23 protein-coding genes and 1 pseudogene are annotated in these 26,992 nt (G+C 69.8%); 13 read left to right on the forward strand and 11 right to left on the reverse strand.

All coding sequences use genetic code 11. The features are described 5' to 3' along the window. Positions 1-37 precede the first annotated feature (37 nt). Positions 38-2,992 carry a nitrate- and nitrite sensing domain-containing protein gene (locus tag AB0I53_RS14565; RefSeq protein WP_358601826.1) on the reverse strand — a complete coding sequence of 985 codons (2,955 nt, stop codon included), beginning with the start codon at positions 2,990-2,992 and terminating at the stop codon, positions 38-40. Between the two features lie 704 nt (positions 2,993-3,696). On the opposite strand from AB0I53_RS14565, the gene AB0I53_RS14570 reads away from it, so the two are divergent. The 3 genes from AB0I53_RS14570 to AB0I53_RS14580 all read left to right on the forward strand — a co-directional run bounded on the left by AB0I53_RS14570 (position 3,697) and on the right by AB0I53_RS14580 (position 6,441). After that, positions 3,697-4,116 carry a DUF485 domain-containing protein gene (locus AB0I53_RS14570; RefSeq protein ID WP_358601829.1) on the forward strand — a complete coding sequence of 140 codons (420 nt, stop codon included), beginning with the start codon at positions 3,697-3,699 and terminating at the stop codon, positions 4,114-4,116. Next, a complete protein-coding gene (locus tag AB0I53_RS14575) occupies positions 4,113-5,705 on the forward strand; it encodes a cation acetate symporter (RefSeq protein ID WP_358601832.1) in 1,593 nt (530 codons plus the stop codon). The genes AB0I53_RS14570 and AB0I53_RS14575 overlap by 4 nt, the downstream gene beginning before the upstream one ends. A gap of 427 nt (positions 5,706-6,132) precedes the next feature. Continuing rightward, on the forward strand, positions 6,133-6,441 hold the full coding sequence (locus AB0I53_RS14580; protein ID WP_358601835.1) for a hypothetical protein: 309 nt from the start codon (positions 6,133-6,135) through the stop codon (positions 6,439-6,441). A gap of 33 nt (positions 6,442-6,474) precedes the next feature. Here AB0I53_RS14580 and AB0I53_RS14585 read toward each other — a convergent pair whose 3' ends face one another. Together AB0I53_RS14585 and AB0I53_RS14590 are read right to left on the reverse strand one after the other, a co-directional pair. Next, the gene (locus AB0I53_RS14585; RefSeq protein WP_358601838.1) at positions 6,475-6,765 is read right to left on the reverse strand and encodes a YrhK family protein; all 291 of its coding nucleotides are present in this window, start codon (positions 6,763-6,765) and stop codon (positions 6,475-6,477) included. 45 nt (positions 6,766-6,810) lie between these two features. Further along, complete coding sequence (locus tag AB0I53_RS14590; protein ID WP_358601841.1) at positions 6,811-8,466, reverse strand: FAD-binding dehydrogenase; 1,656 nt, start codon at positions 8,464-8,466, stop codon at positions 6,811-6,813. 346 nt (positions 8,467-8,812) lie between these two features. Here AB0I53_RS14590 and AB0I53_RS14595 point away from each other — a divergent pair, with 346 nt between their 5' ends. Continuing rightward, entirely contained in the window at positions 8,813-9,151 is a 339-nt protein-coding gene (locus AB0I53_RS14595; RefSeq protein ID WP_358601844.1) for a peptidase inhibitor family I36 protein, read from the forward strand. A gap of 179 nt (positions 9,152-9,330) precedes the next feature. Here AB0I53_RS14595 and AB0I53_RS14600 read toward each other — a convergent pair whose 3' ends face one another. The 4 genes from AB0I53_RS14600 to AB0I53_RS14615 are packed head-to-tail and all read right to left on the reverse strand — an operon-like array spanning position 9,331 to position 13,687. Next, positions 9,331-10,509, reverse strand: a complete 1,179-nt coding sequence (locus AB0I53_RS14600; RefSeq protein WP_358601846.1) for a glycosyltransferase family 1 protein — start codon at positions 10,507-10,509, stop codon at positions 9,331-9,333. Beyond that, complete coding sequence (locus AB0I53_RS14605) at positions 10,506-11,462, reverse strand: alpha/beta hydrolase (protein WP_358601849.1); 957 nt, start codon at positions 11,460-11,462, stop codon at positions 10,506-10,508. Before AB0I53_RS14605 ends, AB0I53_RS14600 begins: the two co-directional genes overlap by 4 nt. Before the next feature lie 6 nt (positions 11,463-11,468). Continuing rightward, entirely contained in the window at positions 11,469-12,701 is a 1,233-nt protein-coding gene (locus AB0I53_RS14610; RefSeq protein WP_358601852.1) for a glycosyltransferase, read from the reverse strand. Continuing rightward, a complete protein-coding gene (locus tag AB0I53_RS14615; RefSeq protein ID WP_358601855.1) occupies positions 12,698-13,687 on the reverse strand; it encodes a hypothetical protein in 990 nt (329 codons plus the stop codon). Before AB0I53_RS14615 ends, AB0I53_RS14610 begins: the two co-directional genes overlap by 4 nt. 953 nt (positions 13,688-14,640) lie before the next feature. Between AB0I53_RS14615 and AB0I53_RS14620 the strand changes: the two genes are divergently transcribed. Then, complete coding sequence (locus AB0I53_RS14620) at positions 14,641-15,720, forward strand: CopD family protein (protein ID WP_358601858.1); 1,080 nt, start codon at positions 14,641-14,643, stop codon at positions 15,718-15,720. Here AB0I53_RS14620 and AB0I53_RS14625 read toward each other — a convergent pair. Together AB0I53_RS14625 and AB0I53_RS14630 are read right to left on the reverse strand one after the other, a co-directional pair. Further along, on the reverse strand, positions 15,675-16,814 hold the full coding sequence (locus AB0I53_RS14625; RefSeq protein WP_358601861.1) for a hypothetical protein: 1,140 nt from the start codon (positions 16,812-16,814) through the stop codon (positions 15,675-15,677). The two genes, AB0I53_RS14620 and AB0I53_RS14625, sit on opposite strands and share 46 nt — an antisense overlap. Positions 16,815-17,016: 202 nt before the next feature. Next, positions 17,017-17,811, reverse strand: coding sequence for a GH25 family lysozyme (locus AB0I53_RS14630; protein ID WP_358601864.1), 795 nt, complete (start codon positions 17,809-17,811; stop codon positions 17,017-17,019). Positions 17,812-18,196: 385 nt separating this feature from the next. Between AB0I53_RS14630 and AB0I53_RS14635 the strand changes: the two genes are divergently transcribed. The 3 genes from AB0I53_RS14635 (at position 18,197) to AB0I53_RS14645 (ending at position 20,347) form a co-directional block, all read left to right on the forward strand. Further along, positions 18,197-18,889, forward strand: coding sequence for a DUF4232 domain-containing protein (locus AB0I53_RS14635; protein WP_358601867.1), 693 nt, complete (start codon positions 18,197-18,199; stop codon positions 18,887-18,889). Positions 18,890-19,015: 126 nt separating this feature from the next. Further along, positions 19,016-19,819 (forward strand): lysophospholipase, encoded by an 804-nt coding sequence (locus tag AB0I53_RS14640; protein ID WP_358601869.1) that lies wholly within the window; start codon positions 19,016-19,018, stop codon positions 19,817-19,819. 171 nt (positions 19,820-19,990) lie between these two features. Further along, a complete protein-coding gene (locus AB0I53_RS14645) occupies positions 19,991-20,347 on the forward strand; it encodes a PRC-barrel domain-containing protein (RefSeq protein ID WP_358601872.1) in 357 nt (118 codons plus the stop codon). Between the two features lie 43 nt (positions 20,348-20,390). Here the strand turns inward: AB0I53_RS14645 and AB0I53_RS14650 are convergent. Next, a pseudogene (locus AB0I53_RS14650) lies at positions 20,391-20,764 on the reverse strand (DUF6210 family protein). An 89-nt stretch (positions 20,765-20,853) separates the two neighbouring features. Beyond that, positions 20,854-21,732: a polysaccharide deacetylase family protein gene (locus AB0I53_RS14655; RefSeq protein ID WP_358601875.1), complete on the reverse strand. Its 879-nt coding sequence runs from the start codon at positions 21,730-21,732 to the stop codon at positions 20,854-20,856. 207 nt (positions 21,733-21,939) lie between these two features. Between AB0I53_RS14655 and AB0I53_RS14660 the strand changes: the two genes are divergently transcribed. The 5 genes from AB0I53_RS14660 to AB0I53_RS14680 all read left to right on the forward strand — a co-directional run bounded on the left by AB0I53_RS14660 (position 21,940) and on the right by AB0I53_RS14680 (position 26,973). Beyond that, positions 21,940-22,782 (forward strand): hypothetical protein, encoded by an 843-nt coding sequence (locus tag AB0I53_RS14660; protein ID WP_358601877.1) that lies wholly within the window; start codon positions 21,940-21,942, stop codon positions 22,780-22,782. 189 nt (positions 22,783-22,971) lie between these two features. Beyond that, positions 22,972-23,232: a hypothetical protein gene (locus AB0I53_RS14665; protein WP_358601879.1), complete on the forward strand. Its 261-nt coding sequence runs from the start codon at positions 22,972-22,974 to the stop codon at positions 23,230-23,232. Positions 23,233-23,373: 141 nt separating this feature from the next. Continuing rightward, positions 23,374-23,625, forward strand: coding sequence for a hypothetical protein (locus AB0I53_RS14670; RefSeq protein ID WP_358601880.1), 252 nt, complete (start codon positions 23,374-23,376; stop codon positions 23,623-23,625). A 137-nt stretch (positions 23,626-23,762) separates the two neighbouring features. Further along, positions 23,763-26,588: an FtsK/SpoIIIE domain-containing protein gene (locus tag AB0I53_RS14675; protein WP_358601883.1), complete on the forward strand. Its 2,826-nt coding sequence runs from the start codon at positions 23,763-23,765 to the stop codon at positions 26,586-26,588. After that, positions 26,581-26,973, forward strand: a complete 393-nt coding sequence (locus tag AB0I53_RS14680) for a hypothetical protein (protein ID WP_358601886.1) — start codon at positions 26,581-26,583, stop codon at positions 26,971-26,973. The genes AB0I53_RS14675 and AB0I53_RS14680 overlap by 8 nt, the downstream gene beginning before the upstream one ends. Positions 26,974-26,992: the final 19 nt, after the last annotated feature.

Here is a 26,992-nt window from a genome sequence, read left to right on the forward strand (position 1 = left end):
GCCGCGGTGATCACGCCTTCGCGCTGCGGAATCCATGTCAGCCCTCATCGGTTGCTCGATGCCGACCACGACTGATACCGCTCTGGAAGTCGGCCAGCCGACCGCGGAGTTGATCCGCGTCCCGCTGGAAATTCGTGGCCTCCGCCTGGGGCTCGGAGTTCGTCACGCTACCCGGCACCAGGTGCGCCTTCGGGGTCCGGCGCGGCAGGCCTGCCTGGGTGAACGACGCCGGCTGCGGGTTCGCCGCGGCCTCCGCCGCCTCGCGCGCCTTGTCGGCGGCGAAGTTCCAGGCGTCCGCCCCGGAGGTGTCCGGGATCCACGGCGACTCGGTCGCCGGGCCGTCCGATCCAGCCGGCTCCGCCCACGAATCCTGCCCGGCGGATTCCGACAACCAGGAACCCGCCCCGGAGGTCTCCGCGGGCGTTTCCGCGGGCACGTCGACCGGGTGTCCAAACTGGACGCCGTTTTGAGCGAGCCGCCGGCTGATGTCCTCCGCGCTGCGGGCGGGCTTGTCGGCCTGCGGTTCCGCCGGCTGCTGCCCGCGAGGCACGCGGCGCGGCAGCCCGGACGAGGTGAGCGACGGCTCCTCCGCCTGCCGGTCGCCCGGCAGGAAGTCCGAGCTCGACGGGAAGCCCGCCGGTTCGCCCTCCGCGTCGGGCCAGCCGACCTCATCGGAGTCGCCGCGCTCCTTCGCGTACGGGTTCTCGCTGGCCGGCTGGAACCACTGGGTGGAGACCTCGGTGAACAGCGGCGACTCGGCCGCGGGCCGCTCCGCGGGCGGCTCGGCCTCCGGCCAGTCGACGCCCAGCTCCGCGGACACCGCGCGCGGCTGCTGCGGGATGTCGAGCGGCGCGTCGAACAGGTGCTCCGTCGGCGAATCCTCCCGCGTGGGGCCGGGTTCGAAGAGGCTCGCCGAAGCCGGTTCCTGCCACGGCGAACTGTCCTGCGCCGCCTCGGGCTGCGCGCCGCGGCGCGGCAGCACCCCGGAGGTCGGCAGGTCGGTGTGCGCGTGCCCGTTGCGCTGGCCCGGCGGCGTCGCCGTGGGCTGCAGGGCGGGCCCGGACTCGACCGAGACGACGTGCTCGGCCGGGATCATCACGGTCGCCCGAACGCCCTCGACGTCGGGTCCGCCGTGCAGCTCGACGCCGACGCCGTGGCGAACCGCCAGCCGCCCGGCGACGAACAGCCCCATTCGCCGGGAGGTGGCGAGGTCGTCCTCGTCCACCTGGGCCAGCCGATCGTTGGCCCGGACGAGTTCGTCGTGCCCCATGCCGATGCCCTGGTCCAGCACGTCGAGCACCACCGTGCCGTCGCCGGCCTGGTAGCTGGACACCGTGACGCTCGTGTCCGGCGCGGAGAAGTTCGCCGCGTTGTCCAGCAGCTCGGCGACCAGTCGCACCAGGTCGCTGGCGGTGTGGCCACGCAGCTTGACCGCCGGCGGCGGCTGCACCACGACACGCGGATACTGCTCGATCTCGGACACCGCGGCGCGCAGCACGTCCGCCAGGTCGGTGGGCTGGGTGAAGCGGCGCGCCAGGTCACTGCCCGAGAGGACCATCAGGTTCTCGTTGTTGCGCCGCATCCGGGTGGCCAGGTGGTCCAGCTGGAACAACCGCGCGAGCTGGTCCGGGTCTTCCTCGTCCTGCTCCAGCTGCTCGAACAGCCGCAGCTGCCGTTCCAGCAGGCTCTGGCTGCGCCGGGAGATGCTGACGAACACCTCGCCGTAGCCGCGGCGCAGGTCGGCCTGCTCCACCGCGAGCCGCAGCGCCTGCTGGTTCACCTCGTCGAAGGCGCGGGCCAGCTGCCCGACCTCGTCGGTGGTGTCCACCGGGAACGGTTCGACGACGGCGTCGGCGGTCCGGCCCTGCCGGATGCTGGCCACTGCCGCCGGCAGCTCGTACTCCGCGGCGTCCAGCGCGCTGCTGCGCAGGTCGCGCAGCGAGCCGAGCAGCTGCCGGGCGATCACGATGATGACCGCGGCGGCGGCGATCAGCGCGGACAGCAGCAGCACCGAATCCCAGCCGGCGGCGTTGCTGGCCTCGTCCTCCAGCCGCGAAGCGGTGGCGCGCACGTCGGCCGCGAGGTCGTCGTGACCCTGGTCGATCAACGTGACCGAGGCTTCGGTGGCGGCGTTCCAGTCCTCGCGTTGCACCGAGAACTCGCCGGAGAAGATGTTGTCGGTGCTCTCGCGCACGATCGCGTCGAGCATCCGGTTGCGGTCCAGGATCGCTGGGGCGGCGAGCGTCTGGTCCAGCCGCTGCTGCCAGTAAGCGGCGACGGTGGAACGAGCATCGCCGATCTTGCTGAGCAGGCGGGCCCGTGAACCGCTCAGGTTCTCCAGCGCGACCGAGTCGATGTCGGCCTCGGTCAGCCCGGTCAGCACCCAGGCCTGCTGCAGCCGCACTTCCTCGGTCAGGCCCAGCATGTCCTGCAGCGCGGTCGCCGTGCTGGACAGGCTCCGGTCGGCGACGCTGCTGCTCAGCGCGCGGTCCAGGGCCAGCACCGAGTTGATCACGCGGGTGTACTCGCCGATCGCCCGGGCCGGGCTGATCCGGTGCTCGCGGATCTGCTGGCGGAGCTGCCCGAGCCCGTCCAGCAGGGGCCGGAGTTCGCCGTAGCGGTCGGCGACGACGCCGGTGTCGACGTCGGGCGAGGCGAGGATCTGCCCGAGGTCAGCGCCCGCGCGGTCCACCGCGCCGGCCGGTTCCTCGGCCGCGCCGAGGTCGCCGTCGCCGACCAGGAACTCGACGGAGCGGGCGCGCTCGTGCTGGACGCCGACGAGCAGCGGCTCGACCCGGTCGACGGCGTCCAGCACGTCCGCGACGCGGCCGTACTCGGCGGCGCGATCGACCTGCCACCGGATCTGCCCGATACCGAGCGTGATCGCGAAGATGACCGGCACCAGCACGACCGCGGCCAGCTTGGTCGGCAGCGACCAGTTGCGCCACTGCGTCATGGTGTCGCGGGCGCGCCCGAATCCACCCGCGGTCACGAGCACCCTCCAGGCTGCGAGCTCGGGTCCTCGTGCTGGTCAACCAAGGTCTGGACCCTCTCGGGCGAACAATGCGTTGGAGAACGGCGCATGCGTGCGGTCCCGCAATCGTCGTCTGGGCTGTCGGGGGTGAAATCCAGCCGCGGTCGAGCACCACCCGGCGACCGGAAACGGCTTACGGCACGGCACCGTACCAATGCGGGATCAGATTCACTCAGAGTAACCACGAGCGTCCCCGGTTGGCGCATTTCGAACACTGGTACCGAACCGTGACCTTTCGGATCGCGCGACTGTCCTTCAGTGCCCAAGCACTATAAGGCCCAGAACCCGAGATAGCACCGGGGGCTTTTTCCCATTCCACTACGACAAACAGGCGCTGTCACACCGAGTGTTCGAACCCGACTCCAGACCCGACTGCTTTTTCACTCGTTCAGCCTAGAGCGGGATATTCCACTTTGGTCGCGAGACGCGCAAAAGACCTGGTCAACAAGATCAGCACCGGCGAAGCCAGACCTCTGACCTGGCAATACCGGGCAGTAACCAAGCGTCGACGGCCGTCCCGCCGAGGCCCGCGAGCCGCTCCGCCACGGCCGAAACCGAGTGGTGATCACCACACTGTCGATCCCGCGCGACACATGGTTAGAATTCCCCGCCACCGCCAGGCCCAGAGCCCAGCGGCCAACGCGAAGTTCCAGGAAGGATGCATGAGCAACGCAACGCAATCCGCGCTGCGCGGCGGTCCCCGCGACCAGCCCGGAAATCCGCGGGTAGCCTTCGGTGGAATCGACAAGAGCTCCGTTCGCGCGACTAACGAACGTCCCGATTTCGTCGCTATCCAGCAGGGCCCGGAATTCCGCGACCTGCGCCGCCGACTGAAATGGTTCGTTTTCCCGGCGACGGCGTTTTTCCTGATCTGGTACATGGGGTACGTGGCGATCGCCGCCTACGCCCGGGAATTCATGGCCCGGCCGCTGATCGGCGAGATCAACGTCGGCCTGGTCATGGGCGTCGGCCAGTTCGTCACCACCCTGGGCCTGACCGCGCTCTACGTCCGGTTCGCCCGCCGCCGCATCGACCCCGAGGTCGACCGGATCCGACAGGACGCGGGAGAGTTCGACCAGTGAATGAGCCGCAGCTGATCCCGGCCGACAACGCGATCATCAACACCAGCGTCTTCGCGGCGTTCGTGCTAATCACGCTGTTCATCGTGTACCGGGTGAGCAACCGGGGCACCTCCAGCGACTACTTCGTCGCGGGCAGCTCGTTCAGCGGTGTGCAGAACGGCATCGCGCTCTCCGGCGACTACCTGTCCGCCGCGTCGTTCCTGGGCATCGCCGGGGCGATCGCCGTCTACGGCTACGACGGCTTCCTGTACTCCATCGGCTTCCTGGTCGCCTGGCTGATCAACCTGCTGCTGCTCGCCGAGCGCACCCGCAACACCGGCCGCTTCACCATGGGCGACGTGCTCAGCTTCCGGATGCGCCAGCGCCCGGTGCGGGCCGCGGCGGCCTCCTCGACGCTGGCCATCACGATCATCTACATGATCGCCCAGATCGCCGGCGCGGGCGGTCTGGTCGCCCTGCTGCTCAACGTGCACGGCAAGTTCGGCCAGGCCCTGGTGATCGCCGCGGTCGGCGCGATCATGATGATCTACGTGCTGGTGGGCGGCATGAAAGGCACCACCTGGGTGCAGATCATCAAGGCCGCCATGCTGCTGCTGTCGGTAGCGATGATCACGATCTTCCTGCTCGGCAAGTTCGGCTACAGCTTCACGAACCTGCTGCAGCACGCCGCCGAGAACAACCCGCACGGCCGCGACATCTACGCCCCGGGCGTCCAGTACGGGAAGTCCGAACTGACCAAGCTGGACTTCGTGTCGCTGTCGATGGCCCTGGTGCTCGGCATCGGCGGCCTCCCGCACGTGCTGATGCGGTTCTACACCGTGCCCAACGCCCGCGAGGCCCGCCGCTCGGTGGTCTGGGCGACCTGGGTGGTGGCGACGTTCTACATCTGCACCCTGGTCATCGGCTACGGCGCGGCCGCGCTGGTGGGCACCGACGCGATCCTCGACGCGCCAGGCGCGGAGAACTCCGCGGCCCCCCTGCTCGCCTACCGGATCGGCGGCACGGTGCTGCTGGGCATCATCGCCGCGGTCGCCTTCGCCACGATCCTGGCGGTGGTGGCGGGGTTGACGCTGACCGCATCGGCGTCGTTCGCGCACGACATCTACGCCAACGTGATCCGCCGCGGCGACATCGACTCGGACTCCGTGGTGCGGGTCGCCCGGTTGACCGCGCTGGTGATCGGCGTGGCCTCGATCCTCGGCGGCATCCTCGTGATCGGGCAGAACATCGCGTTCCTGGTCGGCCTGGCGTTCGCGTTCGCCGCCTCGGCGAACCTGTCCACGCTGCTGTACTCGCTGTTCTGGAAGCGGTTCAACACCACCGGCACGCTGTGGGGCATCTACAGCGGGCTCGGCTCCTGCCTGCTGCTGGTGATCTTCTCGCCGGTGATGTCCGGCTCGCCGGACTCGATCATCCCGAGCCTGGACTTCGCCTTCTTCCCGCTGAAGAACCCGGGCATCGTGTCCATCCCGGTCTCGTTCATCTGCGGCATCATCGGGACCTTCATCGGCAAGGATGCGGTCGACGAGGACCGCCAGGCGGAGATGGAGGTCCGCTCCCTGACCGGCATCGGCTCCCGCGCCGGCTGAGCACCTGGATTTCCAGTCTCATCCTGCGTGGCGATGCGCGTAGCGGGCCGTGGTTCGAAGCAGCCCGGCGCTTCGCAGCCAAGCGTTGGAACGCCCGAGAGCGGCCCCGGAACCCCGTGTTCCGGGGCCGTCTTCGTCTGCACGCACCGCAGCGGTGGCCCGCCGCCGCTAACCCACAGGTGGGCTTCTCCGCGCGCCCCGATCGCCATGGGTCACCGGCCGTCCGGTCGCCGCGCTCAATTGCGCTCTACCCAATCGGATACTGCCGGTCGGCCGCAATTCTCCATAAAATGGAGCTGCTCGCCAAAGGGACGCTTCGGCAATATCAGGGGGCAATGGGAAGCGACCCGGCGGGCGAATCGGGGGGTATTCCATGCGAACGGTTCGCAATGCACTGCTCGCTGCGGTCACCGCCGCCGTCCTGCCCATGTCCGGGCTCGGCACCCAGGTCATCACCATCGCGGCCGAAATCAAGAACAGCCTGGTCGAACTGGCCGACAAGGCCTCACACGGCCGGGCGGGCGACTTCCGCGAGCCCGGGGTGCTGATCCGCTCGGCGCCCAATACCGGGGCCGCCGCGCGCGGCGTGGGAAATCCCGGCGACAACGTCAACATTCGCCAGGCGGCCGGCGGGGAATCCGTCCGCTGCCCGGACGGATCGACGAATTCGGAATGGTTCGACGTCACGAATCGCCGCACCCGCGTCAGCGGATTCGTCAGCGGCTGCTTCCTGTGATCGAGCCGCATTCGGCCGCCGGGAATCGGCGGATCAGAAATCCTGGTCCGATCCACGCAGCCCGGCCGGCTGCAATCGCCGCAGGCGCACGTGCCGGGCGAGCCTGATCACCGGCCGGACCGCGAGCTCGCAGCTGCCCAGCAGAAACAGCCAGGTGCCCGCCGTCGCCGTGGACTCGTGGAAGAACAGCAGGCTGCCGACGATGAACCAGACCGCGATCAGGAAGTCGTTGACGATGCTGATGACCTCGTACCGCCGCCGGATCAGCAGTTCCTCGCGCCCGATCCGCAACACCCACGGGCCCGACTCGGCCGGATCTCGCATGATCCGATTGTCCGCGAGCCAGCCGGATTCCGCAGGTCAGCAGGGCTATCCGACGGCAGCGGCGGCCGCTCGCCCGGCCTGACGGCCGGAGAACAGGCAGCCGCCGAGGAAGGTGCCTTCCAGCGCCCGGTACCCGTGCACGCCGCCGCCGCCGAATCCCGCGACCTCCCCGGCCGCGTAGAGCCCGGGCAGCGGCTCGCCCGATTCCTGCAGGACCCGGCCGGACAGGTCGGTCTCCAGCCCGCCCAGCGTCTTGCGGGTCAGGATGGACAGCCGCACCGCGATCAGCGGCCCGGCGGCCGGGTCCAGCAGCCGGTGCGGCTCGGCGACCCGGATCATCCGGTCGACCACGTAGCGGCGGGCCGCGCGGATGGCGATGACCTGCTCGTCCTTGCCCAGCCCCGACTCGACCTGGCGGTCGCGGGCGACGATCTCGCGTTCCAGGGCAGCGGCGTCGATCAACTGCTCGCCGGCCAGGTCGTTCATCCCGCGCGCCAGCTCCGGCACGGTGCGCCGGACGACGAAGTCGGGGCCGCGGCGGACGAACTCGGCGACCGGACCCGGTGTGCCACCGCCGCCGCGCTGCAGCAGCTTGCGGATGCTGCGCTCGGTCAGGTCCGGGTTCTGCTCGGAGCCCGACAGCGCGAACTCGCGGCTGATGATGCGCCGGTTGAGCACGAACCAGGTGTAGTCGTGCCCGGTCCGCACGATGTGCTCCATCGTGCCGAGGGTGTCGAAGCCCGGGAACAGCGGCGCGGGCAGCCGGCGGCCCTGCGCGTCCAGCCACAGCGACGACGGGCCGGGCAGGATCCGGATGCCGTGCTTGCTCCAGATCGGCGCGTAGTTGCGGATTCCTTCGGTGTAGTGCCACATCCGGTCCGGGTTGATGATGCGCCCGCCGCTTCGGGACACCACTTCGAGCATCCGCCCGTCCACGTGGTCGGGCACCCCGGCGATCATCTCCTCCGGCGGCCGGCCGTAGCGCTTGGGCCAGTTCCGGCGCACCAGGTCCAGATTCCCGCCGATGCCACCGGATGCGACGACCACGGCCTGCGCGTGCAGCTCGAAATCGCCTGCCACGTCGCGAGAACTCGGCTGCCCGCGCTCCGCCGTGCTCGGCGCGAGCACTTCGCCGCGCACGCCGGTCACCGCTCCGCCGCTGGTGATCAGCTCGCTGACGCGGTGCCGGAACCGGAACGACACCAGGCCTCGTTCGGCGGCCTCCCGCAGGCGGCGGATGAACGGCGCGAGCAATCCGGGGCCGGTGCCCCAGGTGACGTGGAACCGCGGCACGGAGTTGCCGTGGCCGGTCGCCAGGTAGCCGCCGCGCTCGGCCCACTGCACCAGCGGGAAGAACCGCACGCCCTGCGCGGCCAGCCAGCCGCGCTTCTCCCCGGCGGCGAAGTCCACGTAGGCCTCCGCCCACTGCCGCGGCCAGTGGTCCTCGGGCCGGTCGAATCCGGCGGAGCCGAGCCAGTCCTGGAGGGCCAGCTCGCGGGAGTCGCGGACGCCCAACCGGCGCTGTTCCGGGGAGTCCACCAGGAAGAGGCCGCCGAACGACCAGTGCGCCTGGCCGCCCAGGGAGGCCTCGGGCTCCTGGTCCACCAGCACCACCCGGCGGCCGGCGTCGGCCAGCTCGGCGGCGGCGACCAGGCCAGCCAGGCCGGCGCCCACCACGACGACATCAGCATCCAACGTCACTGCCGACCTCCGCACTACCGAGTGGTAACCGAGTGCCTGTATACCGCAGTCGAGGGCGCTCCGACAGCCCGTCCGGCCGATCGCCGCGGCACCGCGACATTTTCCGCAGGCGCGGAAATCCACCCGGTCGGGGTGTATCCAGCAAATTCGCTGGCATTCCGATCCGGGCTTCGGGAATCTTGTTTCCAGCGAGCCGATTTCGGCCGCCGTCCACTTATTATCCGTTCAAGAAAGGATTTTTCGCATGTCCGAGTGCGCTTCTTCCACCGCGTCGCGCCGAATCGCGATCCTCTCGTCCTCCCGGCGACGGATCTGGCGTGGCGGCCTCTGGAGAATAGTCGTCCCGGTGCTGTCCGTCCTCGCCGCGATCGCGGTCGGCGCGGGCGGCGCATACGCCGCACCACCCGAAACCCCTTGCCCGACAGGATCTTTCTGCAGTTGGCCGGAGGAGAACTTCGCCGGCCAGTCGCACGAAGTCGGCCTCCAGGCGCACGCGTTGGAGCAGTGCGTCCAGCTCCAGCAGGGCGTGGAGACGCGGTCCTTCGTGAACAACACCGGTCACCCGGTGACGGCCTACCAGGATCCCGACTGCGACACCGAAGCGGAATTCAGCACGTATCCAACGGGTTCCCAGAATCCACGGACGGCATACGTCGTGCGAGCAATCAAGATCTGGTCGCACTGACCCGCTAGAACCTGCCTCGAAACACGATTTGCGGTGCCAGCGGAATCTCAGACGCCGTCGACGGCATCCCGGCTCGTGCATTCACCAATGCGCCGCGCCGGTGCCGTCCTCCCGAGGCGACGCCTGAGACCCGCCGCAACCCGGCGTCGACCACGCCGCTTCCGTTCCCCGGCAGGAACTCAGCGGACCAGGTCCCGCATCAGCTCCAGCAGTCGTTCGGCGGAGTTGGCCCAGGTGAACTTCGCCGCCTGACCGCGAGCCGCGGCGACCAGATCCACACGCGTCCGGGGATCCTCCACGGCACGCACCGCGGTGGCGAAGTCCTTCGACGACCCCGGATCGAAGAACCTCGCGTGTCCCCCGGTCACCTCGTGGAAGATCTCCAGATCGCTGCAGACCACCGGCGTCCCCACGTTCATCGCCTCGATGATCGGCAGCCCGAAACCCTCGTCCCGGGAAGCGGTCACCAACGCGCTCGCCCTGCCGAGCAACGCCTGGTAGTCGCTTTCGCTGATCCCACGCCAGAAAACAACATCCACGTCCGGAGGCAGCTGCGCACGCAATTCCGCCTCGCGCGCCGGCGCGATCCGGCTGACCAGGTGCAACCGGTGTTCCGGAAGGAGAGCCATGCCCGCGATCAACGTTTCCACGTTCTTGTACGGCATGAACGAGCCCATGTACACGAGCTCCCGCGGCCCACCCGGCCGTTCCAGATCCGCAGCGGAATCGACGCCGGGCTCCGCCTTGGTGGCGGCGCCGTCTCCCGACGGCGGAGACGGTGCATTGTGGACGACCGTCACCGAGCGCCGGGTGAGCCGGTGCTCGGCCATGAGCTTGCGGGTCGTCTCGCTGACCGTGACCACCGCGTCCGCCCGGTTGAGCATGACCCGCTGCGGCCAGAAGGCCTTGTGGTAGAGCCGCCACGCGGCGCGCACCGGCAACGGCAGGAAACCCGGTGGCTGCGGATGCCGGTAGTAGATCAGGTCGTGCAGCGTGAGGACGAGCCGGTAGTCGCGCCGGAACCCGCCGATCACCTGCATCGGGCTGAACACGACGTCCGCACCGAGCCGGTTCAGCGTGCGAGAAAGCCACAACTCCCGCGGCGAGAACGGGCTGTTGACCTTCACGTGCGGAACCCCGGACGGCAGCAACCGCAGCTGCCGCTCGTCATGGATCAACATCGTCACCGGATGGAGGTGGTGCAATGCCTCGATCAAGCTCGCGCCGAAGCGGCTGATCCCGTCGTGCTGATCGGTTCGCGTCCAGCGCGCGTCGACGACGACGTTCATCGTCGCCGCCCCGGCCTCGCCCGAACGCAGGCCGGAGGTACCGCTCCCGTGCTGCCCAAGGTCGTTCATGGCGCTCCGAGGAAACGTCGGATCGCTTCGGCCGCCGGCTCCGGCGTCTCGTAGTGCACCAGGTGGCCGACGTTGGGAATCACCACGAGTTCGGCGTCGGCGAGCCGAGCCGCCAGCGCACGCTGACCGGCCAGGGGCGCGATCTCGTCGGACTCCCCCGCGATCAGCAGGGTCGGCATCCGGAGCGCGTCGACGTGGTCCGCGACGGTGTGCGTCACCGAAGCCTCGAAGGTCTCGCTGAGCAGCGCCGGGCTGTGGAAGCGGCTGAAGTACCGCAGGTGGTTCTCGTCGATGAACCCGCGCAGCTGCTTGTCCTTCGTCCGCGTCATCGCCCGGCTCGCAGCGAGCACCACCCACCTGTTGCTCAGCAGCGAGTGCCCGGCCCGGAGCGGCAACCGCTTGCCCAGCGTGTAGTAGGCGGAGGTCAGTCCGGACAACACCACGCGGGGCCCGCGCAGCGCGGGCGTCGCGATCGGGTTGATCAGCACCAGGCGCCGGACGAGTTCTGGCGAGGCGGCGGCGACGCGCGCGGCCACGATCGAGCCGAAGGAGTGCCCGAGCAGCACGACCGGCCGGGTTCGGCCGCCGAGCCGCTCGATGAGTTCGGTGATGATGTGCGCGTAGCCGGCGACGTCGTGCCGACGCCCGGTCATCGGCCCGGAATCCCCGAACCCGGGCAGGTCCGGGATCACGACGCGCTGGTCCGGCAGGCCCGCCGCGACGAGTTCCAGGCCGTGGTGGGTACCGCGCAGGCCGTGCACCATCACCACCGTCTCGGCGGCGTCAACCGGCCCGATCGCCACGCCCGGCTCGGGCGACGCAGCCAGGCTGGCGGGCAGCACCGGCTCGGCGGAACCGTTCTCGGCGAGGTGCTCGCGGTAGACCCAATAGTGCAGCTCGGCGCCGCTGATGTGCTCCACCCGCTCCGCGGGGTGGAGTTCCGGGATGGTCATGGTGGGTCAGCTCGCCAGCTCGGTGCGGATCTCGTCGAGCTCGACGGTGCTCTCCGGGTCCGTCACGTGGTGGTAGATCGCCTCGAACCGGCCCAGGATTTCGTCGATGTCGTGGCGGGACACGAACCGCTCGCTGGCCGCGCCCATGCGGTCGATCGTCGCGCGGTCGCCGATCACGTCGTCGATCGCCCGGGCCAGGGCGTGCACGTCCCGCGGCGGGTAGAGCCAGCCGTTCTCGCCCGGCCGCACGAGGTGCGGCAGGGCCATGGCGTTGGCCAGCACCACCGGGGTGCCCGCCGACATGGCTTCCATGGTGGCCAGGCTCTGCAGCTCGGCGATGCTGGGCATGCAGAACAGGTCAGCGCGGGCGTAGGCGTCCAGGAGCTCGTCATCGCTGAGGAACCCGTGGAAGTGCACCCGGTCGGCGATGCCGAGTTCCACCGCGAGCTGCTCGAAGGCGTCGCGCCGGCTGCCGTTGCCGACGATCTCCAACCGCGTCGCCACCTCGGTGCGCAGCAGCGCCATGGCCCGCAGCAGGTCGTCGATGTGCTTCTCCTCGTCGAGGCGCCCGACGAACAGCACGGTGCGGATGGCCGGGTCCGGGTGCTGCTTGCGGTAGCTCCGGGCCCGCCGCCGGTACCGCTCGACGTCGATGCCGCAGGAGACCGGCAGCGCCAGGTCCTCGAAGCCGTTCTCCTGCAACAGCTGGACGGCCCGCGGGGTGGGCGCGGTGACGAGCTGCGCCTTCCGGTAGTGCTTGACCAGGTTGTGCCACAGCAGGCGGCCCGCCGCCTGCTGGAGGAACTCCGGGACCTTGAAGTAGCCGAAGATGTTCTCCGGCATGAAGTGGTTGGTGGCGACCAGCCCGATGTCCCGGCGGCGAGCCGAGTTGATCAGGCCGCGGCAGATGAAGAAGTGCGACTGCACGTGCACGACGTCGGGCTGGATCTCGGCGATCAGCCGGTCCGCCTGGCGGGCCTGCCAAGGAAGGAGGCCCCGGATCGACGGGTGGAACGGCGAGCCGAAGGAGGCGACGCGGTGCACGGTCACGCCGTCCTCGACCTCGGTGCGCGACTCCCGGTCCGTCGAGTGGCAGACGACGTGCACCTCGTGGCCGCGACCGGACAGCCCGGTCGCCAGGCGGTGGCCGAAGTTCGCCGCCCCGTTCACGTCGGGGGGATAGGTGGTCGCGCCGACCACGATCCGCATCGGGCGCCTGCTGGGCGGTTGCGAAGTCAAGTGGAACTCCCGTCAGGACGATCTGTCGAACTCGGTCCAGCAAGATCACTGCTGCCGTTCGCAGTGTTCGTTGAGGTCGCAGTGGTCACGGTGGTCGAAGGGGGCGCAGCGGCGGCGGGTGCACTGCGTTCCTGGGTGTCGGGGTGGTAGCGGGCCAGCGCGAAGACACCCGCGCAGGCCACGACGGCGCACAGGCCCTCGCCGACCGCCGTCCAGGTGCTGACGTGATCGGCCTCGCCGAGCAGGCCGATGCCCAGCCCCACCGCCAGCAGCGGGTCGATCACCGTCAGGCAGGCCACCACGAGGTCCGGCGGGCCGCTGGCGTACCCGTGCTGCAGCAGCCAACCGCCCACCACCATCGCGACGACGATGCCGAGCAGCGGCAGCGGGTTGATGTTCAGCAGCTCGGTCGTCCCCAGCTGCTGCGCCACTGCCCGCATCAGCACCGAGACGTACCCGTATGCCACGGCGCAACCGGCGGCGAAGAGGACGCACCGAACCTTCGAGCGGGTCAGCATGGCCAGCACGCCCAACGCCAGGATCGCGCCGGCCACCAGCTGGGTCGCCAGCAACTGCGCGTCGCCGGCGATCGGGGTGGCCGTCGCGCTGCCCGCGGCGAGGAAGACGAAGGCGCCGACGCCGCCGGTGGCCGCGACCACCGACAGCGCAACGCTGGGCTTGAGGTCCCGGGCGGTGATGCCTTGCTGCCTGAGGTTCAGCAGCACGGTGATCGGCAACGCCAGCACGCCGACCGGCTGCACCACGCTCAGCGGTGCCAGGCCGAGTGCGCAGGCGTGCAAGACGGTGCCGCTGCCGAGCGCGGCGAGGCCGCCCAGCCAGCGGGGGTTGCGGATGAGCTGGGCCTGGCTGCGGAGGCCGAGCCCGCTGCCGTCCATCGTGTCGTGCACGGCGGCGTGCTGCAGCCTCGCCCCCACGGCATATCCGCAGGCCCCGAGTGCGGCGAGCAGTACCGCGAGCGCAGTCATCGTGAACCACGTCCCGCGACGGTGGCCGAATGGTGCTGCACGACCGGATCAGTCCTCTTCACCAGGCTGCGGGAACGTTCGTCTACCGAACACCCTAGTGCGCGATCCATGACACGTCCCGCTGTCGAGCCCCGCGGCGTCCGCCGCGTCGGCCTGCTACCAGTATCGGGCTCCGAGCCCGCTGATTCCCGCCTTCGCTGTCCGTCCACACCGCTCAATCTCGCGTCTCGCGAGTCCGGCTCACATCCGGGGCCGGACCCCCAATTTCCCTGAGACGTGCCGGGTTCGCACCCTGGGGCGCCCGCCGGGCCGCCGGGCCGAGACGGCCCGAAACCGACCCCGAAACCCTGTCGGACCTGGGTAAACGCGCTGCGGCACCGACCCGGCCAACTCTCCGGGGAACCCGTACGCACATCCCGGCCCGTCCGCCGGGCATTACAGCAAAGCACGGAATTGCGGCGGCTCGTGAAACGCCAGACGAATATGTGCGAACCGATCCAGTGAACGAAAGTCGACCGCCCGGAGAAACAAGCGGAATGAACCCAACCGGTTTCGGAATCGTTGCACTCGCGCACGATGGAGGCGCGCCGGACGCACCTCCCGCGTGCGCTTCTGCACTGTCCGCCGGATACACGTGCACGACTGTAGAACAACGTCGCTGAGGACTTTGCCAGCAACACATCCCGACCCGCCCGGGCCGCAACGGCATCGCCTCGACCACAAACCCGAGGATTATCGATGCGCCCTCAAAAACAGCCCGCCAGCAGGGAAATCAGAAACAATGAAGATCAACTAATCGCCGCGGAAACGGTGACGGATGCGACACCGCGACAACATCACGCCCGACATACCGTTCGCACACCGAAACAATTCGGTCACGACCAGTGATCAAATCCGGCTCATCCTCAGGGCCGAAGGCCAATGCTCGCTCGTCCGGGTGAGACGATGCACTCGTGGCTGCCGACTCTGATGTCTCCCAGCACGGCCGGACCGCGAAGCCGGAGCACCCCGCCGAAGCCGACGAACGCAACGTGCTCGGCACCAAGGCCGCAGTGGTGGCTGCACTGCTGGGCGGCGCACTGCTGACCGCGCTCGCCGCGACGGCCTACACGGCAGTCGGCACCATTCCCGGCCTTCCCGACCCGCCGCCGCTCGTGCACTTCGGCTTGCCCGTCGTGCGAGCCCTGCTCGACATCGCGGCGCTGGGGACCGTCGGCCTGAGCCTGCTGCCGAAGCTGCTGGGCTTCGACCGCCCGAAGCACACCGAGCCGGTCATGTCGCTGGCCCGGCGGGTCACCGTGATCACCTCGCTGATCTGGATGCTCAGCGCCCTGCTTTCCCTGGTGCTGCACGCCGCCGACCTCAGCCCTGGCCGGCCCGTGACCACCCAGCTGCTGATCGACTACATCGCGAACGTGCCGGCCGGCCCCGGCCTGCTCGCCAGCGCCGGCGCCGGGCTGGTGTGCGCGGTGCTGGGCCTGCTCGCGGTCCGGTTCGGCGAGAAGGTGCCGGCCGAGCTGCGCACCATCGTCGCGCTGCTCGGCCTGCTCCCGATGCCGCTGACCGGCCACGCCACGGACTGGCAGTACCACGACTTCAGCATGATCTCGATGGAACTGCACGTGATCGGTGCCGCGATGTGGACCGGCGGCCTGGCCGCGATCGCGCTGTTCGTCGCGCCGCGCCGCGGGCTGCTCGCCGAGGCCCTACCGCGCTTCTCGAAGCTCGCCACCATCGCGATCTTCGTGGTCGGCGCCTCCGGGTTGTTCAACGGCCTGATGGTGCTGATCATCACGCCGACCGTCGGCCTGCCCGGCCTGATCAACACCGGCTACGGCCAGATCATCCTGGCCAAGATCGGCTGCCTGGTGCTGCTGGGCATCGTGGCTTCGCAGATGCGGTTCCGCCTGCTGCCCCGCATCGCGCGCCACCAGCGCGCCGCGTTGATCGGCTGGGCCGCTGCCGAGGTCGGCGTGATGGGTATCGCCTACGGCTTGGGCGTCGTGCTCTCCCGCGCCCCGGTCATCGTCTGACCGCGCGACAGCAACCGGCGACCGCGTTCGGTGTCGAGCAGGTACGAGATGCCCCACCACGCCGCGGCGAACATGACCACCGTGTACAGCGCCGACCAGTAGTCGACCGGCGGCGCGGCGAGGTAGGTCTGCTGCGCCCACAGGGCGAGGTAGGCCACCGCGGTCACGATCGCCGCACCGGCGAACGGCCGGATCCACGACGCCAACCGGAACGACAGGTCGATCGCCACCGCCCCGGCGAGCAGGAAGAACGGCACGGTCGAGATCGGGAAGTCGGCCGCCGCCAGCAATCCCCAGGCCACGCAACGGAAAACGAGGTAGCCGGCGGTGATGGTGGTCGCCGTCCACCGGCGTCCGACCAGCCACCGGGCCAGCAGCAGCGTGCCCAGGCCGGTCATGACCGCCCAGGTCGGATAGACCCAGTCCGGCACCGGGAGCGTGAAGGACTTGACGGCGATCCAGTCCAGCGGCCGCCCGAGGTCGTCGGCGGCGAACTGCAGCAGGATGTCCTCGGCGTAGGGCGTTCCGCGCTCCCACGCCGCCAGCCCGAGCACGCCGTATTCCTGGTGCTGGTTGAGGAACAGGAAGTTGTCCAGCACCGTGAACCACAGGAAGCAGGCGATCGGGTAGTAGTACCGGTCACCGCCGCCGTAGCGGGCCCAGCCGCGGATCAGGCCGACGCTCATCAGCCCGGTGCCGAGGTAGAGCAGCGCGTGCGACGGGCTCCACGCGGTGATGTCCAGCCCGTTGATCCGGTGGTTGATCACGTCCAGCGGCGCGGCGACCAGGAAGATGCCCAGCCCCCACTGCATCCAGCGCAGCGTGGCGCGATCGGCGCCGATGCCGGTGTAGGTGTGGAAGATCACCAACCCGATCACGATCACGGTGCCGACCGTGTTGATCATGTGCGGTGGCGCGAGATCGTCGCGCAGCCACCGGAAATGCCAGCAGATGTCCCAGGTGGCGCCCGTGATCTTGAGCGCCATCGCGACCACCCACCAGCGATAGAGCGCGACCACGAGTTCCTGGGGAGCCTCACGACCCGGCTCACCACGCGTCCAGTGGCTTCGGACCAGCTCCGCTGTACCCGCCATCGCGTTCACCTCCACCTTGCGCGATGTTCACGCGAAAAACGGTAGTCGGTACTGATCGCGAGCGTGCGGCAACGACATACGCGGCAGTAACATTTTGGGCAATCCGCCAACTGCGAAGCCCGCCGGAGCGGGCTGCCGACGCAGAGCCCCGGGCGCCCGGCACGGGGCCTACCTGGGACTCCGTCGCGAGAACGGCGCTTCCTCAGCGCGGGATCTTCAGCACCTGGCCGACGTAGATCAGGTCCGGGTCGGTGATGCCGTTGACCCGCGCGATCTCCCGCCAGTCGACGCCCAGCTTCTGCCCGATCTCGGAGAGCGTGTCGCCGGGCTGCACGACGTAGGTCTCCTGCGGCGGCGGAGGAGGCGGAGGCGGCGGCGGGGCTCCGGCCCCGGTGAGCACCTCCAGCGGAACCAGCGAGACGTTCACATCGGTGTCGCCGGCGATCCCCGGAACCTTCCCGTCGGAGGCGTGCTGGTGGATCGCGACCCGGTCGGTGAGGTAGCCGGGCTCGCCCGGCGGGCGCCCGTAGTGCGCGACCCACAGGAACACGCCGGGATCGACCCAGGTCTCCGGCGCGAGCTTGCTCTGGAACCAGGACGTCGAGGCGTAGACCACGATCTCCTGCCGCCCGGTGTGCCCGCGGACCGCGTCGATGAACCCCTTGACCCACGCGCCCAGGTTCGGCGCGTCGGTCTCAATGTCCAGGCACGGCGGCAGGTTGCCCGGCGCGCTGGAGTTCAGCCGCGCCAGCTGGGCGGCGAAATCGGCCGCGTCCTGCTGCGGCGAATTCGTGTCCGGGCGGGCGAAGTGGTAGAGCCCGGTGACCAGCCCGGCGCCGCGGGCGCCGGCCAGCTGGGCGTCCAGCGTCGGGCTCACATATCCGATTCCTTCGGTCGCCTTGATGTACGTGAAGACATATCCGGCGCCGCGAACCGCTCCCCAGTCGGGCTCCCCCTGATATCGCGCTACGTCAATGCCGGGAATTCGCTCGGCCATGATCAACCCCCTGACTTCGGCCTTCTGCAGTTGCCAAAGTATCGAAGTCGAGCAAACGGGCAGTCCCGCCGTTCAGGTCAAGATCCCCACCCGATCGGTCGATATCTGCGCGAGGCGTAACGGATTCGCGGCGTCGGGAATTACCCGAATCGGGTTGGTCCCAGTCGTGAGAAGACCTATTCGGCGCAGCCGGCCGTCACTCGATCCGCTGGTCGCGGGAGTCGATCGGGGCAACCGGAGCACTACCCCGCCGCAGGTCACGAAGTCACCGACGGCGGGAAAATCGACCGTGCGGGCAACCCCGCCGCCGGTCGGACGTCTTCAGGAACAGCAGAGCAAATACCGACGACCCCGCCGCGAGGCCGGGGGACGGGAGGTGGTCACCGTGACCCCGAACCGATTGCGGATTTTCGGCTCGCGGACGCTCCAGGCGTCCGGGGCACTGCTGATCGCCGGGCTGATGGCCGGCTGCGGAGCGCAAAGCGCACAGAACGCGCAGACCGGCCAGGTAATCACGGCACCGGAGCAGAACGTCCAGCCGGCACCACCGGCCACGAGCACAGCTGCAAAACCGGATCTTCAAGCTTCCGAGGCCCCCGAAGCCGCCACCGGCGGCCGCGCGACGCCCGCCTCGTCGCCGGCGCGCGCCCAGCCGAACAAGGTGGAGCGCTGCCACACCTCGATGCTCACTGGCTCGGTGCAGAACTCCGAGGCGGGAGCGGGCCAGCGCTACGCCGAGCTGGTGCTGCGCAACTCCAGCAACGAGACCTGCACGCTCTACGGCTACGGCGGGATGCAGCTGGTCGACGGCTCCGGCCAGGCGGTGCCCACCAAGATGGAGCGCACGCCGAACCCCGGCCCCGGGCTGATCACGCTGGCGCCCGGCGAGTCGGCCAGCGCCACGCTGCATTGGACGGCCGTCCCGCACGAGGGCGAGCCGATGGACGGCCCCTGCCAGCCGACGCCGGCCCGCGCGCAGGTCATCCCGCCGGACGAGACCGACGCGCTCTCCGTCACCTGGAACGTGGGCCCGGTGTGCGGGTTCGGCACGATCAACGGCAGCGCGTACCACCGCTGACGGCGGCACGACTTCGCGTGGAATCGGCGTTCCGACATCGGGGAACGGCCGATTTCGCGCGAATTCGCCGTTCGGTGAGAAGAGCCGGGGTTGGCCCGGCCGGATTGGGTGTGCTGGGGTGGCGGCATGATCGAGTCAACGGATCGAGTGGTCAGCGGACGGCACGGCGAGCTGGCGGTGCGCGAGTGGTCGGGGACGAATCCCGGCTGGATCGCGCTGATCGCGCACGGCTACGGCGAGCACTCCGGCCGGTACCAGTGGGTCGCGGAGCAGCTGGTCGGCGCCCGCGCGCTGGTCTACGCCCCGGACCACATCGGGCACGGCCGCTCCCCCGGCGACCGGGTCTTCTTCGAGGACGCCGAGACGATCGTGGCCGATCTGGACGCGCTCCGCAGGCAGGTCACCGCCGAGCACCCGAACCTGCCCGTCGTCCTAATCGGACATTCGATGGGCGGGATGCTCGCCGCCCGCTACGCGCAGGAGCACCAGGAGCACCTGGCGGCGGTCGTGCTGTCCGCGCCGGTGCTGGGCACCTGGCACGTGCTGGACCTGCTGGAGCACGACGAGATCCCGGACACCCCGATCGACCCGGCGACGCTGTCCCGCGACCCGGAGGTCGGCGCGGCGTACGTCGCCGATCCGCTGGTCTGGCACGGCCCGTTCAAGCGCGCCACGCTGCAGGCGATCGACGAGTGCCTGCTGGCCATCAACGACGGGCCGGCGCTGGACCGGCCGACGCTGTGGGTGCACGGCGAGGACGACGAGCTGGTGCCGGAGGCCGACACCCGCACCGGCATCGACCGCATCCGCGGCGGCGAGTTCCACGAGCACATCTACCCGGGCGGCCGCCACGAGCTGTTCAACGAGGTCAACAAGGCCGAGGTGATGAACGACGTCCTCACCTTCATCGGCCGCGAACTGAACTCGTAGCCGACCGAAAACGAAGGATCATTAATAGTGGGCGCCAAATAATCTCGATCATTACCTGTTCGGGTGAGGCGTGTCGCTTGCGCGGTTGCAGCTCAAGCCCTCCACGGGCAGCTTGAGGATGCCGGCGGGGGGTCGGCGCCTCCGGGTGGGGTGGAGCGAGCTGAGGTGGCCATGAACGTCGAGCGCGCACAGGACCTGATCGGCACGCCGGTCTTCGACCGCAACGGCGACCGGGTCGGCCGGGTCGGCAACGTCTACGTCGACGACGTGACCAACCAGCCGGAGTGGGTCACCGTCCGGATCGGCGTGTTCGGCGTCAAGGAGACCTTCGTGCCGCTGTCCGGCGCGACCACCGAGGAGAACCGCCTGGACCTGGGCGTCGCCAAGGACCGGGTGCGCAACGCTCCTCGCATCGAGGCGGAGCACGGCCACCTCTCCGACCAGGAGGGCCGCGACCTCTACCACTACTACGGCCTGGACCAGGGCGAGCCGCCGGAGCCGCCCGCCGAGGCGGAGCAGCAGCTCTAGGTCTCGTCCGTCGCTGGGGTGGTCATCGCGGCGGTGGTCTCGTTCAGTCCGAGTTGAACCACAGCAACACTCCGGGGCCGTCCGGCGTGACCACCGGCACCCAAGCCTCATCGGCTTCACCGATCCGGCTCTCGTCCAGCTTCAGGACGCGCAAGTTCTCGGTGCGCCCGTCGGATGACCAGTGCGGGATGCCTTCGACGATCCCGCGCAGCCTGCCGCGCTCCTCGTCCGGCCACGTCAGGTTCCACGTGCCGGCGCCTCGAACAGCTCGCGAAGCGCGTCCAGCGCATCAGCGCCGAACGTCGGCACCAGGAAGCCCTCCACCTGCCCCTGCTGGCAAGCGGTGCCGCCGTGCTGCTGCTGGTAGACGACGCCGGTACGGGCCTCGACCACCACGTACAGCCATCCGCCGGCCATGCCGTCGGGATCCAGCGGCACGAAATGTCGAGAGCCCAAGTCTTCTCGAACGGCAGCCACGGGCTCAACGACATTTCCCACCCCTGGGATCAATCGCGAGGCGCGGCCGGGCCGGTCGAGCGGGCGTGGTGCTCGGCGATCTCGTCGCTCGTGGTCAGCCACACGCCCTCGTGGCCGGTGATGTACTCCAGCGCCTGGTCCAGGTACTTGGCCCGGAACGGCTGGCCGATGACGAACGGGTGCAGCGCCAGCGACATCACCCGCCCGCTGTCCGCCGACTCCGCGTAGAGCTGGTCGAACTGGTCCTTGACCGCCTGCAGGAAGTCCGGGCCGCTCACCCCGGTGCCCACGAACAGCGTCACGTCGTTGAGCTCGGTCTGGTAGGGCACGCTGAGCATGCCGGGCACGTTCAGCCGGTACGGCTGGTCGTCGTTGCTCCAGTCCAGCACGTAGCGCAGGCCGAGCTCGGCGAGCAGCTCGGGCGTGTGGAACGTTTCGGTGAGCCCCGGCCCCATCCACCCGCGCGGGCGGGTGCCGGTCGCGGCTTCGATGGTGTCGACCACGTCACGTAGGTAGGCGCGCTCCTCGTCGACCGGCATGTTCGCCTGCAGGATCGAGTTGTTCTTGCCGTGCGCCAGCCAGGCCCAGTCGCGCTGCTTGCCCGCTTCGACGATCTGCGGGTAGTGCTCGGTGACGTCGGAGTTCAGCAGCACGCTGGGCCGGATGCCGTGCCGGTCGAAGATGTCCACCAGCCGCCAGATGCCGACCCGCGGGCCGTAGTCCCGCCAGCCGTAGTTCAGCGGGTCGGGCGCCAGCTCCCTGGTTCCGGCGAAGATGCTGGTGGACGGCCGGTCGATCTCGTAGTGCTCGACGTTCAGGCCCACGTAGAACGCCAGCTTGGCGCCGCCCGGCCAACGCACGGGCGCGCGGTCGACGATCGGGCTGTAGTCGAAGAGCTGGTTGTGCACTGCCGCCTCCTGATGGGCTGCCGCGGCGGGAATTCCCTGCTGTCGCGGTGTTTTCCGGGGTGTTGCGGCCATGCTCCAACCGTCACATCAGTGTGAAGGTCAAACCGGCCGGCTGTGTCGTCGGGCACATGCCGCCGCCGGCTCGTCGCGACTTCACCTGATCATCCGTTCGACGTTCGGGTTCAGTGCGCGAGAATGCTTCTCGCGATGGCTGAGAACACCGAGCTCGAATTGCTGATCACCGTTGTCGTCGCGGCCGACGACGAGTCCTCCGCGCGCGCCGCCTGCCACGGGCTGGTGCGACGAATCGGCGGCCGGATCGTGGCGTCCGGGGACTGCTCCGACGAGGAGCCTGGCTGCTGGTCGGTCACGATCAGCCGGGCCAGCGCGGAAACCGGGCAGCACGTGGCCGGGTTGTCCCGCGCGGTGCGCAACTTCCTGCGCGAGCTCGGCCCCGACTACGCCAGGCACCGGGTGTCCTGCGAACCGCCGACGGCGTGGACGGTGGTGGAGCACCCGGAGCTGGTGGGCGATCTGGTCGACGGCGGAGAGCGGCTGCTGGTCGAGGCGTGGTCCGGCGGGTCGATCCTGTTCGGCAGGTCCGACCCCGGCGACCCCGACGAACCGCCGGCGGAGGTGCCCGAGAGCATCGGCGATCTGGACGAGCGCGGGAATCCGCGCCCGCGGCTGCGGCTGCTCGTGGACGTGGTCACCGAACGGCGGGCGGGCGCGGAGTGGCCGGCGCGGGCGGTGGCCAGCCGCCTCTCGCGCACGGCGACGATCACCGAGTACTCGGTGGATCCGCCGCTGGTGCGGGTCGCGATGGACCTCGGGCCGGCGCTCGGCGACCTGCCGGAAATCGTGCTCGGCGCGGTTTCGGCCCTCGGCGGCAACGGCTGGTCGCGGCTGCGCGTCGACGAGCACTGCGCCACCGCCCGGTGGTCGGCCGCGCCGACGCCGCCGTCCGGCGTCGCGGCCATCGAGGTGTCCGCGATCGACGCGGAAGCCGGCGAACCGAGCTCCACTGTGGACGCCACCGGGCGCGGCTGACGAGCCGGTATCGGGCAAAACGCGCATTTCAGCGCCGGCCTCTTCCGGTCGGGTGATCAATTCCGCTGGTCGTCACGCACCGCGATCGAGTCGTGATCATCCGCACCCACCTGCCTGCGCCGTCGCCATCACCGGGCGCTAACTTGTGGACCGATACAGCGTTGTGCACCACGGAGGTTCAGAGTCCAGATGGCGGGCGTCGAAGAAGTTCGCGCGGGAATTGCCTTGGCGAATCAGAAGATGCAGGAAAGCATCGCCGCACTGCAACAGGGCAACCTCGCGCTCGAAGAGGCGCAGTCGGCCCTGCTCACCGCCACCCAGGGCAGCACCCAGGAGGAGATGCAGCGCGCGCACGGCGAGCTCGCCGAGGTGATGCAGACGATCAGCGGCGCGCAGGCCACGATCAACGGCACGATCAACTCCACCGAGGGCTACGCGGGCCGCCTCTAGTTTCCGGCCGTTCCGCGGGACGGCGGTTTCACGCGAAACCGCCGTCCTCCACGCGTACCGGGTGACGGTCTCGCGCGAAATCGTCACACCGCCGAAACGACAGAAGTCCAACCCGATCTCGTAGACAGGCTCTGTGGCACCGTGTCGACACTCGACGAACTGATCCAGACGTTGCGCCTCGTGGAGGAACACCTGGCGGACGCGGGCGCCCACCTCAACACCAGCCGCACCGCTCTAGCCGAGGCGGAGCAGGCGCTGGCGAAGCTCGACCCGGAACACCCGGAGACGGTGGTGCCGCCGGGCCTGCACCGCGCGGATGACCAGATCGAGCGATCTCAGGGGATGATCGAGCACGTCCTCGACACGGTGCGCGACTTCGCCACCCGGTTGTAGTACGCGCGGGCGTTTTCGGCTTTCGGCGCTCAACCGCGCCACATTCGCCCTCGTGCATGGGTGCCCCAGGGGCCTGCCCGGCTCCTCGTCGAGTGGTATTTTGATCACGGTCTGTAACACGGGTTCCGAGGTGGGGCGTGGGTAAACGCAACGAGCGGCGGAGTCGGATCGAAGCGGCCTTCGGGCGCCTGCGCACCAGCATCGCCTCCGCGCTCGGCGCCGCCGAGCAGGAACACGCCCGCATCCTCGCCGAATGCGCGCAACAGGAGTTCGCGCTGCGCATCGCCCAGGTCGGGGTGGCCGCAGCGGAACGCGAGCCGGCGGAGATCGCCGACGCCGAGGACCCGGTTTTCCAGGCCGCGATGCGCGAAGCGCTGCGCGAGCGGGCGGAGATCTACGCCGAGTGGACCGAGCAGGGCCCGGAGCAGCTCGGCGGGCTCGTCGCGGAGGCCGCTCCCGGTACCGCGGGACTTCCGTGGCCGGAGTGGCTCGGCGAGCTCGGCACCCGGGACGCCGCCGCGCCGCCGCCCGAGCTGTGGCGGATCGGCACCGCGACCGTCCCGGATTCGCCCGACCCGCAACCGTTCCCGGCCGCCATCCCGCTGCTGGACGAGTCGCACCTGCGGATCGTCACCGACGGCAACCCGGATTCCGCCGAAGCCCTGGTGCAGAACCTGCTGCTGCGGCTGCTCAGCCATTTCCAGCCCGGCCTGGTGCGCATCCACGTCTGGGACGTCGCGCAGCTGACCGGAACGCTGCCCGGGCTCTACCCGCTGACCCGCGCGGGCCTGCTCACCGCGCACGATCCGACCCGGCTCGACGAGATGCTCGAAGCGCTCTCCGACCACATCCGGCGGATCCACACCAGCTCGCTGGTGGGCGGCCACACCTCGCTGCGCTCGCTGGCCGCCGACAGCGGGCACCGCTCGGAGCCGTGGCGGATCGCGGTGCTGTTCGGCAACGGCGAGGCCCTGCGCGAGGATCAGCAGCAACAGCTGCAGCGGATCGCGCGCAACGGCCTGGCCTGCGGCATCCAGCTGATCGTCGTGGACCTCTCGCTGACCGTGAACAGCGCGATCGAGTCCATCAGGCTGCTCGGCGGCGACCGGGCGCGCACCAGCATGACCGGTCCGGAAGCCGTTGTGCAGCTGGACGAATCGCCGTCGCGCAACGAGGTCACCAAGGCGTGCTCAGCGATCGCGGAGGCGTTCCTCGCCCGGCGGGCCCGGGTGCGGACCTTCGACGACCTGGTACCGGACCAGCTGTGGACGCAGCGCTCGACGGCCGGGCTGCACGCGCCGGTCGGGTTCAACGAGGGCGAGCCGGTGTGGATCACCCTCGGCGACGGCAGCCCGCACACGCTGATCGGCGGCCCCAGCGGCTCGGGCAAGACGAACTTCCTCTACGGCATGCTCGGCGGGCTCGCCGCCCGGTATTCGCCGGACGAGCTGGAGCTCTACCTGCTGGACTTCAAGGAGGGCGTCTCGTTCGCCCAGTTCACTCCGGGCCGCCGCGACCCGAGCTGGCTGCCGCACGCGCAGCTGGTCGGGGTGAACGTCAACACCGACCGCGAGTTCGGGCTGGCGCTGCTGCGGTTCCTGGCCGACGAGATGCGGCGGCGTGCGGAGTCCGCCAAGGAGCACGAGGTCACCAAGCTGGAGGAGCTGCGCGCCGAGGACCCGAACGGTCGGTGGCCGCGGATCGTCGCCGTGATCGACGAGTTCCAGTACCTCTTCGCCGAGCGAGACCCGGTGACCGCTCAGGCCGCCACGCTGCTGGAGGACGTCGCGCGGCGCGGCCGCTCGCAGGGCATCCACCTGGTGCTGGCCAGCCAGGACGTGTCCGGGATCGAGGCGTTCTGGGGCAAGCCGGCGATCTTCGAGCAGTTCATCCTGCGGATCGCGCTGCCCAAGGCGCGGCGGGTGCTGGCCGAACAGAACAACGCGGCGCTGGAGTTGCCCCGCTGGCACGCGGTCGTCAACCACGAGTCGGGCGTCAAGCACGGCAACGAGATCGCGCGCATCCCGGACGCCACCGCGAAGAACACCTTCGACGCGCTGCAGCAGGAACTCTGGAAGCGGCGCGACGAGAACGCCCCGCCACCGCGGTTGTTCGACGGCTCGAACCTGCCCAATCTGTCCACACTGGACGATTATGCGAAGCTTCGGGCACCGGCGGCGGTGCCGAAGGTCCTGCTCGGGCAGATCATCGACGTCAACGGCACGGCCGCCGCGGTTCGGCTGGTGCGCTCGCCGGGACGCAACATCGCGGTGATCGGCTCGGTGCTGGCGGATGCGACCAGCGTGCTCGGCACGGCGACGCTTTCCCTCGCGCGCCAATACGTTCCGGGCAGCATCAAGTTCACCATCGCCGCCCTGCTCGACGACGTGGACGACGACGCCCGCGGCGTCGCCGAAGCGTTGCGCAGCGACGGCCACGACGTCGAACTGGTCGGCCTGGACGGCATCGAGGCCGCGCTGGCCGCCACCGCCGAGACGATCGACCAACGATCCGGCGCCGACCGGCCGCACTGCCTGGTGCTCTACGCCGCCGACGCGGCGCACACCACGCTGGAGCGCAAGGATCCGACCACCCGCGTCAGCGGGCTGGACCACCTCCGGAAGATCCTCAAGCAGGGCCCGGAATTGCGGGTGCACGTGATCGGCTGGTGGCGCAGCGCGCAGCGCGTGAAGAACACCCTGGGCATGGGCCCGGTCGACGACATCGGCGCCTGGGTCGCCTTCGACGTGCACGGCCAGGAACTGGCCGCGTTCGCGGCAGGGCAGGTCGTCAACTGGTCGCCGCGGGCGCGGCGCGGCCTGTTCTTCGACCGCGCGGTGCACTCCCGGCCCGAGGTGATCCTGCCGTTCGACCTCGGCGACCAGGCGAAGCCGGTGCCGGCGGTCCCGGCCCCGCGATCGGCGGACGAGCGGTGCGAGATCCGGGAGGAAGCCGGTGACTGAGCAGATTCCGGCCGCGGAGCGGTACAAGGAGATCACCGCCCGGGCCACCACGGCCGCGCAGCAGCTGCGCCGGCACGAGCGCGAGCGAGCCGGTGAGCTGGGCGAGGCGGTCGCCGCGGGGCGGCAGCGCCGGGAGGCCGCCGACGAGCAGCGCGAGAAGGTGGTCGACGACATGCGGAAGCGGTGGAACGCCGCGATGGAAGCGCTGTGGAACGAGCGGTGGATGCAGGTCAAGAGCATGCCCGACCCCGACCACAAGGCCGCACCGTCCACACCGGACGATTCCCGCCGCGATGTCCAGCAGGCGTTCATGGCGCTCTACAACGCGCTCGAAAAGCCCCGCTTCGCCGCGAGCCTCCGACCTCGCCGCAAGAAGGATTCCTGACCAGGCCAGGGCCTGCGTT

Origin of the sequence: Saccharopolyspora sp. NPDC050389 (genome assembly GCF_040655595.1) — a bacterium.
Classification (GTDB): domain Bacteria; phylum Actinomycetota; class Actinomycetes; order Mycobacteriales; family Pseudonocardiaceae; genus Saccharopolyspora.